Source organism: Mesorhizobium sp. WSM4845, assembly GCF_055811455.1.
On record NZ_JBVVQA010000002.1, the window covers coordinates 277024 to 290376 of the forward strand.

13 protein-coding genes and 1 pseudogene are annotated in these 13353 nt (G+C 63.8%); 6 read left to right on the forward strand and 8 right to left on the reverse strand.

What is annotated here, in order from left to right; all coding sequences use genetic code 11:
* The first annotated feature begins 111 nt into the window (after positions 1 to 111).
* Both AC0L2C_RS03620 and AC0L2C_RS03625 read left to right on the forward strand, forming a co-directional pair.
* A complete protein-coding gene (locus tag AC0L2C_RS03620) occupies positions 112 to 1020 on the forward strand; it encodes an alpha/beta fold hydrolase (protein ID WP_473522712.1) in 909 nt (302 codons plus the stop codon).
* A complete protein-coding gene (locus AC0L2C_RS03625) occupies positions 1017 to 1880 on the forward strand; it encodes an alpha/beta fold hydrolase (RefSeq protein ID WP_473522713.1) in 864 nt (287 codons plus the stop codon). The genes AC0L2C_RS03620 and AC0L2C_RS03625 overlap by 4 nt, the downstream gene beginning before the upstream one ends.
* Before the next feature lie 249 nt (positions 1881 to 2129).
* Here the strand turns inward: AC0L2C_RS03625 and AC0L2C_RS03630 are convergent, their stop codons facing one another.
* The 5 genes from AC0L2C_RS03630 to AC0L2C_RS03650 all read right to left on the reverse strand — a co-directional run bounded on the left by AC0L2C_RS03630 (position 2130) and on the right by AC0L2C_RS03650 (position 6885).
* Positions 2130 to 3440: a hemolysin family protein gene (locus AC0L2C_RS03630; protein WP_473495489.1), complete on the reverse strand. Its 1311-nt coding sequence runs from the start codon at positions 3438 to 3440 to the stop codon at positions 2130 to 2132.
* A 155-nt stretch (positions 3441 to 3595) separates the two neighbouring features.
* The gene (locus AC0L2C_RS03635; RefSeq protein ID WP_473522714.1) at positions 3596 to 4303 is read right to left on the reverse strand and encodes an LssY C-terminal domain-containing protein; all 708 of its coding nucleotides are present in this window, start codon (positions 4301 to 4303) and stop codon (positions 3596 to 3598) included.
* 89 nt (positions 4304 to 4392) lie between these two features.
* Entirely contained in the window at positions 4393 to 5208 is an 816-nt protein-coding gene (locus tag AC0L2C_RS03640) for an extensin-like domain-containing protein (protein ID WP_473522715.1), read from the reverse strand.
* 192 nt (positions 5209 to 5400) lie between these two features.
* Positions 5401 to 6309, reverse strand: a complete 909-nt coding sequence (locus AC0L2C_RS03645; RefSeq protein WP_473522792.1) for an extensin-like domain-containing protein — start codon at positions 6307 to 6309, stop codon at positions 5401 to 5403.
* A gap of 150 nt (positions 6310 to 6459) precedes the next feature.
* Positions 6460 to 6885 (reverse strand): DUF3775 domain-containing protein, encoded by a 426-nt coding sequence (locus AC0L2C_RS03650; RefSeq protein ID WP_023799808.1) that lies wholly within the window; start codon positions 6883 to 6885, stop codon positions 6460 to 6462.
* 197 nt (positions 6886 to 7082) lie between these two features.
* On the opposite strand from AC0L2C_RS03650, the gene AC0L2C_RS03655 reads away from it, so the two are divergent.
* Positions 7083 to 7640 (forward strand): tetratricopeptide repeat protein, encoded by a 558-nt coding sequence (locus AC0L2C_RS03655; protein ID WP_473522716.1) that lies wholly within the window; start codon positions 7083 to 7085, stop codon positions 7638 to 7640.
* A 284-nt stretch (positions 7641 to 7924) separates the two neighbouring features.
* Positions 7925 to 8398: a transcription elongation factor GreA gene (greA, locus tag AC0L2C_RS03660; RefSeq protein WP_023799806.1), complete on the forward strand. Its 474-nt coding sequence runs from the start codon at positions 7925 to 7927 to the stop codon at positions 8396 to 8398.
* Positions 8399 to 8603: 205 nt separating this feature from the next.
* Here greA and waaC read toward each other — a convergent pair whose 3' ends face one another.
* From waaC to rfaD, 3 genes are read right to left on the reverse strand one after another with little or no spacing between them, the layout of a single operon-like run.
* Positions 8604 to 9593 (reverse strand): lipopolysaccharide heptosyltransferase I, encoded by a 990-nt coding sequence (waaC, locus tag AC0L2C_RS03665; RefSeq protein ID WP_473522717.1) that lies wholly within the window; start codon positions 9591 to 9593, stop codon positions 8604 to 8606.
* Positions 9590 to 10597 carry a lipopolysaccharide heptosyltransferase II gene (gene waaF / locus AC0L2C_RS03670; protein WP_473522718.1) on the reverse strand — a complete coding sequence of 336 codons (1008 nt, stop codon included), beginning with the start codon at positions 10595 to 10597 and terminating at the stop codon, positions 9590 to 9592. Before waaF ends, waaC begins: the two co-directional genes overlap by 4 nt.
* Positions 10570 to 11520 (reverse strand): ADP-glyceromanno-heptose 6-epimerase, encoded by a 951-nt coding sequence (gene rfaD, locus AC0L2C_RS03675; protein ID WP_473522719.1) that lies wholly within the window; start codon positions 11518 to 11520, stop codon positions 10570 to 10572. Before rfaD ends, waaF begins: the two co-directional genes overlap by 28 nt.
* A 96-nt stretch (positions 11521 to 11616) precedes the next feature.
* On the opposite strand from rfaD, the pseudogene AC0L2C_RS03680 reads away from it, so the two are divergent.
* Both AC0L2C_RS03680 and rfaE1 read left to right on the forward strand, forming a co-directional pair.
* Positions 11617 to 11703, forward strand: a pseudogene (locus AC0L2C_RS03680) (LysE family translocator); the annotation flags it as partial.
* Positions 11704 to 11855: 152 nt separating this feature from the next.
* The gene (gene rfaE1 / locus AC0L2C_RS03685) at positions 11856 to 13346 is read left to right on the forward strand and encodes a D-glycero-beta-D-manno-heptose-7-phosphate kinase (RefSeq protein WP_473522720.1); all 1491 of its coding nucleotides are present in this window, start codon (positions 11856 to 11858) and stop codon (positions 13344 to 13346) included.
* Positions 13347 to 13353: the final 7 nt, after the last annotated feature.

Here is a 13353-nt window from a genome sequence, read left to right on the forward strand (position 1 = left end):
CGGCCGCAATACCCCCGCGTCTCGCCGACCAACGCTGTCGGCGACGTGCGGAACTCGCGCCACTCGTTTGGACTTAACTCTATTCCGGACGGCAAAAAGGGAATCCTGAACATGAGACTGCCTGCCTCACGCCAAATGCGTCTCTCCGGTGGAACCGAGCTTGCCTACGTCACTGCGGGCGATCCATCCAACCCCGCTTTGCTCCTCCTGCATGGGTTTCCCAGCTCCGCAAATGCATTCCGCGATGTGATTCCCGGATTGGCGGACGCAGCCTATGTCATCGCGCCCGACCTGCCGGGCCATGGCCAGTCCGGCGTCCCGCCGACACCCTCCTTCGCCGCGATCAGCGAGGCGATTTCCGAATTGCTGACCCACCTCGCGATCGGGCGCCGCTTCATCCACATTCATGACTGGGGCGCCGCCGTGGGTCTGCAGATCGCCACGCAAGCGCCCGAGCTGGTTTCGGGGCTCATCATCCAGAACGCAAACGCGCATCGAACCGGCTTCGGTCCTGTCTGGGACGCCGTGTTGAAATTCTGGTCAGAACCGACAAAGGAGAACGAAGCGGCCGCGACCCCCGACCTGACCTTCGAATTCACACGCGAGCAATATTTGGGCGGCCTGCCAGAGGATGTCGCCGCCACGATCAGGGGCGACCCCTGGGTCGAGGACTGGAGGGTGATGAATCTTCCCGGCCGCATGGAGACCCACCGCGCGCTTATCAGCGACTACAAAAGCCATGCCGGGCGTTTCTATACGATCGCCGCCTATCTGAAGAGATGGCAACCGCCGGCGCTCATGCTTTGGGGCCGTCACGACCCCTATTTCGATATCGCCGAAACGCTGTCCTGGATGCAGGATCTGCCGCGTATGGAAGCGCATGTTTTCGACGGCGGGCATTTCCTGCTCGAGACGCACGCCGAACCAGCACTCTGCCTGATGGTCGAGTTCATCAAGCGAACACAGGAGATGCACCCTGATCGAGCCCATCCCGGACCAGTGCGAGGAGTGCAGGCATGACATCCCCCACGCAACAGCGGCTGCGCCTGTCCGGCGGGACCGAGCTTTCTTTCATCACCGCGGGAGATGCGTCCAATCCCGCGCTGCTGCTCCTGCACGGCTTCCCGAGCTCGTCGCGCACCTTCCAGGGCATCATTCCCGGCCTTGCGCGCGTCGCCTTCGTCATCGCCCCCGACTTGCCTGGCTACGGCCAATCGGCGCCGTTGCCCGCGCCGTCGTTCGAAGCGTTCAGCGGCGCAATCCAGGAGCTCCTGAGTCATCTCGCGATCAGTCGGCGCTTCATCTACCTGCACGATTGGGGCGCGCCTGTCGGTCTCCAGGTCGCCATGCAATCCCCCGACCTCGTCTCAGGCCTCATCATCCAGAGCGCCAACGCACACCGCACAGGGTTCGGGTCGCAATGGCAAGCCACGTTCGAGTTCTGGTCAAACCCGACGGAAGCGAACGAAAGGGAGGCTACCGCGTTTTTGACCCTGGAAGGCACAAGCGAGCAATATCTGGACGGCTTGCCGGAGGATGTCGCTGCCCGGATCAAAGGCGAACCCTGGATCGAGGACTGGAGGGTGATGAATCAGCCTGGCGGCATGGAAACACAACGCGCGCTCCTCGTCGACTACGCCAACCATGTCGCGCGCTTCAGTGTCATCGCCGACTATATCGAAACGTGGCAACCGCCGGCGCTCATGCTGTGGGGCCGCCACGACCCGTTCTTCGACATCGCCGAAACACTGTCGTGGATGCAAGACCTTCCACGTATGGAAGCGCACATCTTCGACGGCGGCCACTTCCTGCTCGAAACCCACGCCGAGGCGGCAGCCGCGTTGATGACCGACTTTATTGAGCGGACGCTGCGACCTTGAGCAACCGTTCGCGATCCGGGACCGACTTGCCCTCACGTTTGCGCTGCCCCTCATCGCCCTGCCGGGCACTTCTCCCCGTTTAGTGACGGGGAGAAGGACGCCTTCGCAAAGGATTTCGCCAATCTCCAGTGTTGCAGAAAGGGCGCCGACGTTGCGGCCAGCCCCTTCGCCCCGTCACTATACGGGGAGAAGGTGCCGGCAGGCGGATGAGGGGCAGCGCAAACCAGAAGCGATTGTCTTGCAACCCTGCTACCGCACGATTTCGCGATGGCCGCCTGGCAGGCGGGTGGCGATGAGCTTGTCGATGCGGCGGCCGTCGAGGTCGACGACCTCGAAGCGCCAGCCCTGCGCATCGACGCATTCGCCGGTCGTCGGCAGATGGTGCAGATGCGCCAGCACATAACCGGCGACAGTCTCGTAGTCGCGGTTCTCGGGCAGGTCGATGCCGAGAACGTCGGCCATCTCGTCGGCCTGCATGTAGCCGGCGAGCAACCATGAGCCGTCGTCACGTTTGACGGCGTTTTCTTCGTCGCCGGCGTCGAGGTCCGCCCGGAAGACGCCGGTGATGGCTTCCAGTATGTCGGCCGGGGTGACGATGCCTTCGAAATGGCCGTATTCGTCATGGACCAGCGCCATCGGCACGTTGGATTCCTTGAGTGTCGAAAGGACATCCAGCGCGTCGGCCTGGTCATGGACGATGGGAGCGGTGCGCACATGCCGGCGCGGGTCGAGCGCGCGACCGCCGAGCATCGCGGCCAGCACGTCGCGGGTCTGGACGACGCCGATCATGGCGTCGACGCTGCCATCGCCGGCCGGCAGGCGCGAATGCTGGGTCTCCATCAGGAGCTTCCGGATTGCCGCGTCATCGGACTGCAGGTTGATCCAGTCGACCTCGGTGCGCGGCGTCATCACCGCGCGGACGGCGCGGTCGCCGAGCCGCATGACGCCGGCGATCATGCGCCGCTCGTCGGATTCGATGGTGCCGTGATGCTCGGCCTCGGCGACCAGCATCTTGATCTCCTCGTCGGTGACCTTCTCCTCGCTTTCACCGCGCTGGCCAAGCAGCCACAGCATGGCGCGGCCGGAAATGTCGAGCAGAAAAACCAGCGGCGCCGAGACGGTGGCGAGGATGGTCATCGCCGGAGCAACCCTGGCGGCGACGCGTTCGGGATCGCGCAGCGCGATCTGCTTGGGCACCAGTTCGCCGATGATCAGCGAGAAATAGGTGATGAGGGCGACGACGATGCCGACGCCGATCGGGTCGGCAAGGCTTTCGCGGAGGCCGGTCGATGCCAGGAACACGGACAGCCGCTCGCCGAGCGTGGCGCCGGAAAAAGCGCCGGACAGAACGCCGACCAGGGTGATGCCGATCTGCACCGACGACAGGAATTTGCCTGGATTGGCGCCGAGCGCCAAGGCGCGGCCGGCGCCCTTGACGCCGCGGTCGATCATCGCCTTGAGACGGGCCGGCCGTGACGAGACAATGGCAAGTTCGGACATTGCCAGAAGGCCGTTCACGCAGATGAGGACGACCACGATGGCGATTTCAGCATAGAGCATGCGAGGTCAATAGCATTGCGGCGCGGTCTTCGAAAATAGACGGACGTCATTTTTCATGCCGGCGGGCGCAACCATCTCATGCGGCATCCCATGGCGGCGACGAAAATGCTCGATCAGGGCGTCGATGAGCCGGCCGTCGGCCGTTGGTCCTGCGCCTACGGCAGCTGCCTCAGCACGCCCACTACCGCCTTGCCGTCGGTGAAATAGGGATCGCCGCCGCCATTGCGCCCGGTCCTTGTCGCACCGATGCCTGATATCTCGCTGGTTGAGATCAGCATGCCTGCGGCAGACAGGCCGCGGATCAGGAGATCGCGCTCGGCGTCGATGTCGGGACCGATATGGTGGGTGATCTGGCCGGTGTCGTGGCTGAGCCCGACGCCGCGATCGTAGCTTGCCGCACCCAGCCAGAGCGGCCTGCCATCGTCTCCAGTCGCATCGGTCTGCCAGAAGCGGACGTGATGGCGCCGGTCGGCACTGTCGCCGACCGGCTTCTCGAAGGCCAGATCCTGTGCACGGCCTTCGAACAACAGCCGGCTGACCGGCGCGTCGGGATAGGGCCGATCGAACAGCACGCTTTCGCCGATCTCGATCGCCGTCTCCAGCGTGAGAGCGTCGGCGGTGTCCCATCCGGCGACGGCGAAGGCGTGGACCAGCTCTTTTTTGGTGCCGACGAGGCCGACATTGATCGGATCGCCCGCGATGCCTTGCGGCGTGTGCGTCACCATCTCGAAGCGCTGCGTGCGGAAGTTGCGGTCGCGCAGGGTCCAGAATTCCGGCGCGGCGAAATAGGCGAGCACGAGATAGCCGGCACAGAACGCCACCAGCCAGATCGTTGCGCGTCGTCGAAGGCTTCGTCGGCTCATGCGACACCACAGTGGTGATATGACATCACCTTATGTGACGTCATTCTACGCGGCGGCGCACACCTTGGGCAGTGGGCACGCGCTCGGGCTCAGCGGCAGGCGCGGTAGCCGTTCTTGCGGTTCTTGATGTCGAAATGGAAATGGTTGCGGTGGTCGTAATTGTAGCCGGGACCGAGCACGGTGGTGAAATACTGGCAGCCGTCGGCGCGCACAGTGTTGAGGAAGCCGCGGGTGCGGAAGGCGAACAGGCCGGGCTTGCGCACGTCGATCTCCTTGCCATTGCTAAGCTCGATGCTCATGACATCGAGCGCGTTGCCCTTGCCGTGCTCCGACAGCGTGCCTTCGCCGGCGATCCTGCGGCAGGAATAGCTCGAGCCCTGGCGAATGGTCCTGACGCCGGAGAAATAACGCCAGCGGGCGGACGGGACCAGTTCATTCCTGGCCCAGCCGGCGAAGGTGGCGGCCATGTCGCAGGTCAGCGTCGCGGCCGGCTTCATCCCGATGCGGCCGATGGCCGAGATCTTGACCGGATAGTCGATGCCGCACTGGCCTTCGCGGATCGGCGCAAGGTCGCTGTAGACGACGCCCAGGCGCTTCAAATCCTTGCGGCACTCGACCTCGCTGGCCGGCATCTGTTCGGTCGGCGCCATCGGCTCGTCCATGCGCGGATAGGCGGCGGTCATGTAAGGGTTGGATGGGACGAGGCGCTGCATTCCAGCGTATTTCTGGCCAGCGTATTCTGGGACAGCTGATGTCTGGCTGCCGACATCGACGGCCGGTTCCAGGGAAAGCACGCTGCCGGTGGTGCAGGCCGAGACCGCTGCGATGGCAAGCCCGCCGGCAATCATGCGCGCGCGTCTCACTTGCCGCACGGCGACAGACGCGGCGCGAAATATCCCGGCCATTGGCAGGTTCCCGGTCCCCGAGCCGATCAGGCTCCATGTCATCGTTTGATCATGATCTTTCTCCGAAAACCGGATCCCACTTTTCGGGGTCATGATCAGATGAAACGGAGCTTACCCGCCAACAGTAAAGGAAAAATCAGCGGCTGCGTTTACGGCTGCGGCCAAATTGCGGCGCGTCGGTCCGCAACCATATCACTGGCAGAAGGTGCCGCCGTTGCGGCGCGGTGCAAGATCGAGATGGAGATGCAGCGAATGATCGGCATCGCTGCCCGGGCCAAGCACGGTCTTGAACGGTCCGCAGGCTGCCTTGCGTATTGCGTTCAGGAATTTCGCCTCCTTTTCCGGCGGCGCCGGGCGGATGTCGATCCTCCTGCCGTCCGAAAGCGTGAAGCTGGCGATGTCGAGCGCGTTGCCGAAGGCGTGCTCCGACAATTTCCCGCCGCCATTGCGGTGGCGGCAGACGAAGGCGGATGCCTGGCCGACCGACTTGAGTTCGGCGCCGAGCTCGGCCTTGGCCGCCGGCTGGACGATATCGGCGGCGAAGCGCGCGGCGGCCTCGGCCATCCGGCAGTTCAACTCGGATTCGGGGTTGATATCCAATGACTTGCCCAGCGTCTTCAGTGCGATCGGATAGGGGACAGAGCAGCCGACCGCCGCATCGTGCTCGGCTTTGCGTTCCTCGAAGTCGACGCCCATCGACTTCAGCCGCCTGCGGCAGGCCAGTTCCTCGTCCGGCATTTTCTCCTGCGGCACAGCGGCCGAGCGCGGGTCGGGAGGAATTTTTCTCTCCGGCGCCTGCGCCGGCTTATCCGGTGGTTTTGGCGCGGCGGCCGGTGGTTTTGCCTCGGCGGGGTTTTCGGTCGGCGTCGGAGCGACTGCCGGCGGCTGCGGCCGGGCTTGCTGATGCTGGTCCGACTTCTGCTGGTCCATTTTGTCGGTCGCCGGTTGATCAGGCTTTGGCGCATCCCCAGGGCGCGGCTCGGGGATCGGCACGTCGGCAGGCGCGGCTTCTTGCGCTGATTGCGACTGATTGAGCTCCGGGACGGGCACCTTATCGGGCAGTTCCGGAGCTTGGGCCAGGGCCGCTCCTGCGGACAGCATCGCCGCCGCCAAAGGCAGCGCCAATCTGATCAATCCGGCCATTCTGATCGATGTAGGAGAGATCACCACCGCCATTCGCCTTTAACGGCGGGGGAATGCGGAAGTTGCCTGAACGAGGGCATTGGCCGATCACAAACGGTGACCGCGGTGTTACGCACCGATCGCTTCCAGCCCTTCCTCCAGCCAGTCGGCCAACAGCGGCATGCCGAGCAGATATTTCGCCGTGCGCTTGTTGGCGCGCTCGCGCGCGGCCGTCAGCGCGTCCGCCCATTCCGAGGCGTCATAGTCGCCGCGTCCAACCCAGGCGAGGGCGACGAGTTCGGCCGCCTCGTCGACATTGAGATCGTTGATCAGTTCGCGCAGCTCTTCTTCGGTGAGGTCCTCGGAACGCTCCTCGACGAGACCGTCATGATGATGGTTGTCATGCGCCTCGCTATCGAGTTCTACCTCGTGCTCGGCGCCATCGGCATAGTCTTCGTTGACGGCGGCGCTCAACGCCTTCGCCTTGAGGATGAACAGGCGCACCGTGTCGGGACCGATCGAAAGCTCCCATTCTTTTTCAAGGCGCCGCTGCACTTGCCGTCTCCGCATACTCCGTTGGCGTTTGCTGGATGATAGCGGATTTGCGGCGCTCGTCACGTTTTGTTCGGCGCTTCCATTTTCCGACTGGCGCTGATCGTTGAAAAGGCTTTCACTGGCCGTGGCTTTTTTCCGGGATGAAACCGCTTTTGCCCGGCGTTAGTCTTGCATTGTCATGCTTCAGGGAGAGTTCGATGCGCAGACGATTGCTGATCCAGGTTCTGGCGGTTGCCGCCCTGCCGCTGTTTGCGGTTCCGGTGTTTTCGGCGGGCGAGGGTGGCGGAGGCGGCGCAGGTGGAGGCGGTGGCGATGGCAGCCAGACGACACAGTGCAAGAAAGGCAAGGTCTGGGACAAGAAGCTGAAGAAGTGCGTCGCGCCCAAGCACGGCATGCTGGACGACGACAACATCTATGAAGCCGGCCGCGCGCTGGCGATGGCCGGACGTTATGACGAGGCGATTGCCGTGCTCAGCCTGGCTGCGGACAAGAAAGACCCTCGCATCCTCAACTACCTCGGCTACTCGCACCGCCATTCCGGACGCGTCACCGTCGGTCTCGGCTATTATGAGGAAGCGCTGCGCATCGATCCTGATTACACGCTGGTACGCGAATATCTCGGCGAGGCGCACCTGCAGATCGGCGATCTCGCCGGCGCCCGGGAACAGCTCCGCGAGATCGAGAAACGCATCGGCAAGGGATCTCGTGAATACGGCATGCTGTCCGAGCAGATAGACCGTTTCATGAAGAGCTGAATAGAAAGCCCGAACACGCCTCACCACCGGCTGTGAGCAATCGCAGCCGGTTTTATTGCGGCGCGCCCGGCCAGCCGGGCTGCCGTGACGGCATTTCCGCAAATGGCGGGCGAATTTTTCAAAACCGATTTTTTGGCGTGAAAAACCCGCGAAGATTGCTATATTGGAGGAAATTGCGGTGACACGGTTCCGTTAGCCCGAGGCTGCCGGACCGTTTTCTTTTTGTACCCATCGACAAGGTCGCTCCCGGAATGCGGGGGCGGCGGCAGGAAAGGTCAGGCATTATGAACAAGGTCCCGATGACAGGCGAGGGGTTCGCGTCATTGAAGGAAGAACTGCGCTGGCGCCAGCAGGAAGAGCGGCCGCGCATCATCGAAGCAATCTCCGAAGCGCGCTCGCACGGCGATCTCTCTGAAAACGCGGAATACCACGCGGCGAAAGAGGCGCAGAGTCTCAATGAGGGCCGCGTCAATGAGCTCGAGGATTTTATCGCCCGCGCCGAGGTGATCGACATCACCAAGCTCAGCGGCGAAAAGGTCAAGTTCGGCGCGACCGTGGTGCTGGTCGACGAGGACACGGAAGAGAAGAAGACCTACCAGATCGTCGGCGACCAGGAGGCGGACGTGAAGTCAGGCCGCATCTCGATCTCCTCGCCGATCGCGCGGGCGCTGATCGGCAAGGAAGTCGGCGATGCCATCGAGGTCAACGCGCCAGGCGGTGCGCGGGGCTACGAGATCGTCCAGGTGCAGTTCATTTAGGAATTGGCGCTGCTCTGCCTTCTCCCCTTGTGGGAGAAGGTGGCCTCGCGAAGCGAGGTCGGATGAGGGGTGTTCCAGCTTGGCACCAACAGCACTCCGGCCAGCACCCTCAACCGTCTTGGCGCTGCGCGCCAATCCACCTCTCCCACAAGGGGAGAAGGGAAGAGGGCGGCGCCGACCTTTCCGATTGAATTGATTGAACAAATCAATTCTTGCCGGCGCCGGCCCGATCATGCGCTTGGCGCTCAAGCAGCTTCTCTGCCTCCGCCACCACCTCTATCGGCGCGACACGACTGCCGGGCGTGGCCAGCAGCGTTGACGAGAACGGCCCGCGCGGGCCGGTCAGGCCGGGTTCTGTCGCCACAAACACCGCGACGGTCGGCAGGCCGAAGGCACTGGCGAGGTGGGTAAGGCCGGTATCGGCGCCGATGATCAGCACCGACCGGCCGATGATCGCGGCGATCTCGGCAAGCGGTGATTTCGGCACCAGCACAGTCTGTGGAACAGCTTGGGCGATCGCCTCGGCAACCGCCTTTTCCCTGTCGTTCGACCAGGTGGTGACCGGCGTCATTCCTCTTTCGACGAGAAGCCGGGCAGTCTCGATCCAGTTGCCGACCGGCCATTTCTTGTCCTCGCGGCTGGTGCCGTGCAGCAGGAAGGCGGTTTTTCCGCCGACAAAAGTCGAAGCGACGGCCGGCGGCACGATGCCGGACTCGAGCCCGGAAAAATCCGGTTCATAGCCGAGCGCCAGCCCGAACAGCCGCCTTGTGCGTTCGATGGCGTGCAGGTCGCGCGGCACAGCATAGCGGCGGTCGTAGAACACGGTCGCCGAAGGCTCGCGAGCGCTCGACCGGTCGAAGCCGGCGATCGGCGCCGCGGCCTGTTTCGCCACCACGGCTGACTTCAGCAATCCTTGAGCGTCGATGACGAGATCGTAGCGGCACTCCCGCAAGGCGCGGCGCAATCCCGCTGCCTCGCGCCATGTGCTAGGGCCGAGCGGGCTTGTGCGCCAGCGCCGGATTGCCACGGTGTGGATGGTTGCGATCGCCGGTTGCAGCGCCACGATGCCGGCAAAAGCCTCTTCCACACACCAGTCGAACGACACGTCCGGCCGGTTGCGGCGCGCATCCTCGACGGCTGGAAAGCTGTGGATGACGTCACCCATCGAAGATGTCTTGACGATGAGCACCCTCATGCGGCGGCCGGCATTTCCAGCAGCCGTTCCGCCGCTGCCGCGACCTGCGCCACCTCAAGCGTGTTCAGGCAGTTGAGATGGCCGAGCGGGCAGATTTTCCGGTGGCAGGGCGAACAGGACAGGCCGAGCCAGACCAGTTCGCGCTGCTCGGCGAGCGGCGGCGTATTGTGCGGCGAGGTCGAGCCGTAGACGGCCACGATCGGCGTGCCGACCGCGGCGGCGACATGCATCAGTCCACTGTCGTTCGACACCGCAAGCCTGGCCGCGGCGATCAGATCGATGGCGTCCTCCAGCCGCGTCTGGCCGGCGAGGTCGACAACATCAGGTGCAAGCGTGGCGATTTCCGCCGTCACCTCAGCGTCGTTCTTCGATCCGAACAGCGCGACCGCAAAACCTTTCGCCATCATGTCGCGGGCAAGGCCGGCATAGCGTTCGCTCGGCCAGCGTTTGGCGGGGCCGAACTCAGCGCCGGGCATCAGCGCGACGAATTTTTTCGCCTCCAGCCCGAAGCGGCCCAGCAATGCCGCCTGGTTTTTCGTGTCGACGGCGAGCTTGGGAGCACGGAACGTGCCGCCTTGCGCGAGGCCGAAATAGGCCTGCGCCGTGCGCCGTTTCACATCGTCGGGCAAGGCAACGATATCGGTCAGCAGCCCGTAGCGCATTTCCTTGAGGTAGCCGACACGGCGCGGAATGCGGGCAAAGAACGGGACCAGCGCCGACTTCCAGCTTCCAGGCATGACATAGGCGATGTCGTAGTGGCCGCGTAGCAGGCGGCCGAAGCGCCTTCGCATGCGGAATTCCAGGGCTCCGGATTTCAGCGGCAGATCGACCTGCCGGCGTATTTCGGGCATCCGCTTGACCAGCGGCGCCGCCCATGCCGGCGCCAGCACGTCGATCGCCGCGTTCGGGTGAAGCTCTCTCAGCGCCGAGAACAGGCACTGCGCCATCACCATGTCGCCCACCCAGCGTGGGCCGATCACGAGGATCGTTGGGCTTTCAGCCATTCGACATAGTCTCTGACGCCGGTTTCCACTGTGCGAAACTGACCATTGTAACCGGCGGCGCGCAACCGGGACATGTCAGCTTGCGTAAAACTCTGGTAGCTGCCCTTCAGGTGATCGGGGAAGTCGATGAACTCGATCTCGCCTTTGCCTAGCGCGCCGATCACCGTTTCGGCAATGGCGCGGAACGGCTGGGCACGGCCGGTGCCGCAGTTGAAGATGCCGCTCGAGCCACGTTTCCACAACCATAGATTTATGTCGGCAACGTCGCCGACATGGATGAAGTCGCGGCTCTGCTCGCCAGGTCCAAAACCGTCATAGGCGCCGAACAGCTTTGGGTTGTGGCCTTGCTCGACCTGGTTGAACAGATGGTAGGCGACCGAGGCCATGGCGCCCTTGTGCGCCTCGCGCGGTCCATAGACGTTGAAGTAGCGCAGGCCTGCCACCGGCGAATGGTCGGTTTCGAAGACGGTGCGGCGGACATAGTCGTCGAACAGCTTCTTTGAATAGGCATAGACATTGAGCGGGCGCTCGCAGTCCGGCTCCTCGCGAAACTCGGCGCCGCCGCCATAGACCGAAGCCGAGGAGGCATAGAGGAAAGGCAGCCGCAGCGCCAGGCAGGCATGCAGCAGTCGCTTCGAATAGGCGTAGTTCACCTCCATCATGAACTTGCCGTTCCACTCGGTGGTGGTCGAGCAGGCGCCCTGGTGGAAGACGGCCTCGATGCGGCCGAGGTCGCCGGCCTCCATCCGCGGCAGGAAATCGTCCTTGTCGAGATAATCGGCGATCTGCAGGTCGGCGAGATTGGCGATCTTGTGGCCGTCGGTCAGGTCGTCGACGACGAGAATGTCGCTAATCCCTTCGGCATTGAGCGCGGCGACAATGTTTGAGCCGATCATGCCGGCGCCGCCCGTGACGATGATCATGAAAGCCTCTGGTATCTTGTGCCGATTCCGGCCCTTATAGGGGAGGCTTGCGGGGCTGTCGATAAAGCAGGTCGCAATCCGGCGGTTGCTTGGGCGTCAAACGACGCGCAACGCCTGATGCGGCGTGCGGGCGGCGCGGTGCTGGTCGGATTGGGTGTTCATGTCGCTTTGCAAAAAAGTTGATCCGCCAAACCGGCGTTGGCTGTGGTCCGTTCGGCGCCTGCCGTTGCGCTGAGCCGAATTGCGGTATATCGGCTTCGCCATGAACGACCAGCCCTGCCAGTCCAGCATTTTCACAGCATCGGGACCGGCTCTCATTGCACGTCGAAGATGACATGAGCGAGCAATACCTGCCTTCTTCCGAACCGCTTCACCGCGCTATCTCGCGGTTCGGCAACGTCACCGTGCTGGTGGTCGGCGACTTCATCCTCGACCGTTTCGTCAACGGCGTCATCGAGCGGATTTCGCCTGAAGCGCCCATTCCGGTGCTGCGCGGGCGTGGCGAAATCTCGGCGATGGGTGGCGCCGGCAATGTCGTCGCCAACATCGTCTCGCTCGGCGCCGCCGCGATACCGGTTTCGGTGATCGGCGCCGATCCGGCCGGCGACAATCTCATGCGCATGCTCACCGGACTTGGCGTCGACACTGGCGGTCTCGCGCAGGACGCCAACCGGATGACCTCGTCGAAAAGCCGCTTCAGCGCGCTCAACCAGCAGGTGCTGCGCTTCGACGAAGAGGAAATCAAGCCGCTGCGCGACGCCGAGCGGACGACGCTGATCCGGCATTTTCGCACCGCGCTGGCGCAGGCCGACATCGTCATTTTGTCCGACTACGGCAAGGGCATGTTGCTCGACGGCGTCGCCGGCGAACTGATCTCGATCTGCCGCGAGGCGGACAAGCCGGTGCTGGTCGATCCCAAGGGCCGCGACTATGCTTGCTACTCCGGTGCGACGGCGATCACCCCCAATCGCAAGGAACTTGGCGAGGCGGTCGGACGCGCGGTGTTTGCCGATGACGAGATCGTCGCCGCGGCGCGTGAGCTGATCTCGGCACACGGCTTCGAGTTCGTCGTCGCGACGCGCAGCGAAAAAGGCATGAGCGTCGTCGACGCCGACGATGCCCGCCACATTTCCACGCAGGCGCGGGAGGTGTTCGACGTTTCCGGCGCCGGCGACACTGTCATCGCTACGTTTGCGTTGGCCCTGGCTGCGGGCGCCGACCGCGTCAATGCGGCGGCCATCGCCAACGCGGCCGGTGGCGTGGTGGTGGGAAAGCGCGGCACCGCACGGCTGACGGTCGAGGAACTCACCGGCGCGCTGTTTCGCTCGCATGGGCCGATTGCCCACAAGGATGCAATTCTCGATTCTGCCGCAGCCGCACGGCTGGTGGCGACGTGGAAGGAAGAAGGCCTGAGCGTCGGTTTCACCAATGGCTGCTTCGATATCCTTCACGCCGGCCATGTCAGCCTTTTGCATGCGGCGCGCAGCCAGTGCGACCGGCTGGTGCTCGGCCTCAACAGCGATGCCTCGGTGCGCCGGCTGAAAGGGCCGGGGCGCCCGGTCAACGACGAGCATGACCGCGCCTGCGTGCTGGCGGCGCTTGCCTCGGTCGATGCCGTCGTCGTCTTCGAGGAAGACACGCCGCTCGCGCTGATCGAGGCGCTGAAGCCCGACATACTGGTCAAGGGCGCCGACTATACGATCGATCAGGTGGTCGGCGCCGAAATCGTGCAAAAGGCGGGCGGCCGCGTCGTGCTGGTCGATCTCGTCGCCGGCAAAAGCACCACCGGCACCATCGGCAAGTTGCGCGCCGGCAGCACAAACTGAGGTTTTC

What these genes read in the sequence shown, in the direction of transcription:
- AC0L2C_RS03635 (WP_473522714.1), bottom strand. Translation starts at nt 4,303, where the DNA reads ATGAGCCGACGAAGCCTTCGACGACGCGCAACGATCTGGCTGGTGGCG.
- AC0L2C_RS03620 (WP_473522712.1), top strand. Translation starts at nt 112, where the DNA reads ATGAGACTGCCTGCCTCACGCCAAATGCGTCTCTCCGGTGGAACCGAG.
- AC0L2C_RS03630 (WP_473495489.1), bottom strand. Translation starts at nt 3,440, where the DNA reads ATGCTCTATGCTGAAATCGCCATCGTGGTCGTCCTCATCTGCGTGAAC.
- AC0L2C_RS03640 (WP_473522715.1), bottom strand. Translation starts at nt 5,208, where the DNA reads ATGGCCGGGATATTTCGCGCCGCGTCTGTCGCCGTGCGGCAAGTGAGA.
- waaC (WP_473522717.1), bottom strand. Translation starts at nt 9,593, where the DNA reads ATGAGGGTGCTCATCGTCAAGACATCTTCGATGGGTGACGTCATCCAC.
- greA (WP_023799806.1), top strand. Translation starts at nt 7,925, where the DNA reads ATGAACAAGGTCCCGATGACAGGCGAGGGGTTCGCGTCATTGAAGGAA.
- AC0L2C_RS03655 (WP_473522716.1), top strand. Translation starts at nt 7,083, where the DNA reads ATGCGCAGACGATTGCTGATCCAGGTTCTGGCGGTTGCCGCCCTGCCG.
- waaF (WP_473522718.1), bottom strand. Translation starts at nt 10,597, where the DNA reads ATGGCTGAAAGCCCAACGATCCTCGTGATCGGCCCACGCTGGGTGGGC.
- rfaE1 (WP_473522720.1), top strand. Translation starts at nt 11,856, where the DNA reads ATGAGCGAGCAATACCTGCCTTCTTCCGAACCGCTTCACCGCGCTATC.
- AC0L2C_RS03625 (WP_473522713.1), top strand. Translation starts at nt 1,017, where the DNA reads ATGACATCCCCCACGCAACAGCGGCTGCGCCTGTCCGGCGGGACCGAG.
- AC0L2C_RS03645 (WP_473522792.1), bottom strand. Translation starts at nt 6,309, where the DNA reads ATGCTGTCCGCAGGAGCGGCCCTGGCCCAAGCTCCGGAACTGCCCGAT.
- rfaD (WP_473522719.1), bottom strand. Translation starts at nt 11,520, where the DNA reads ATGATCATCGTCACGGGCGGCGCCGGCATGATCGGCTCAAACATTGTC.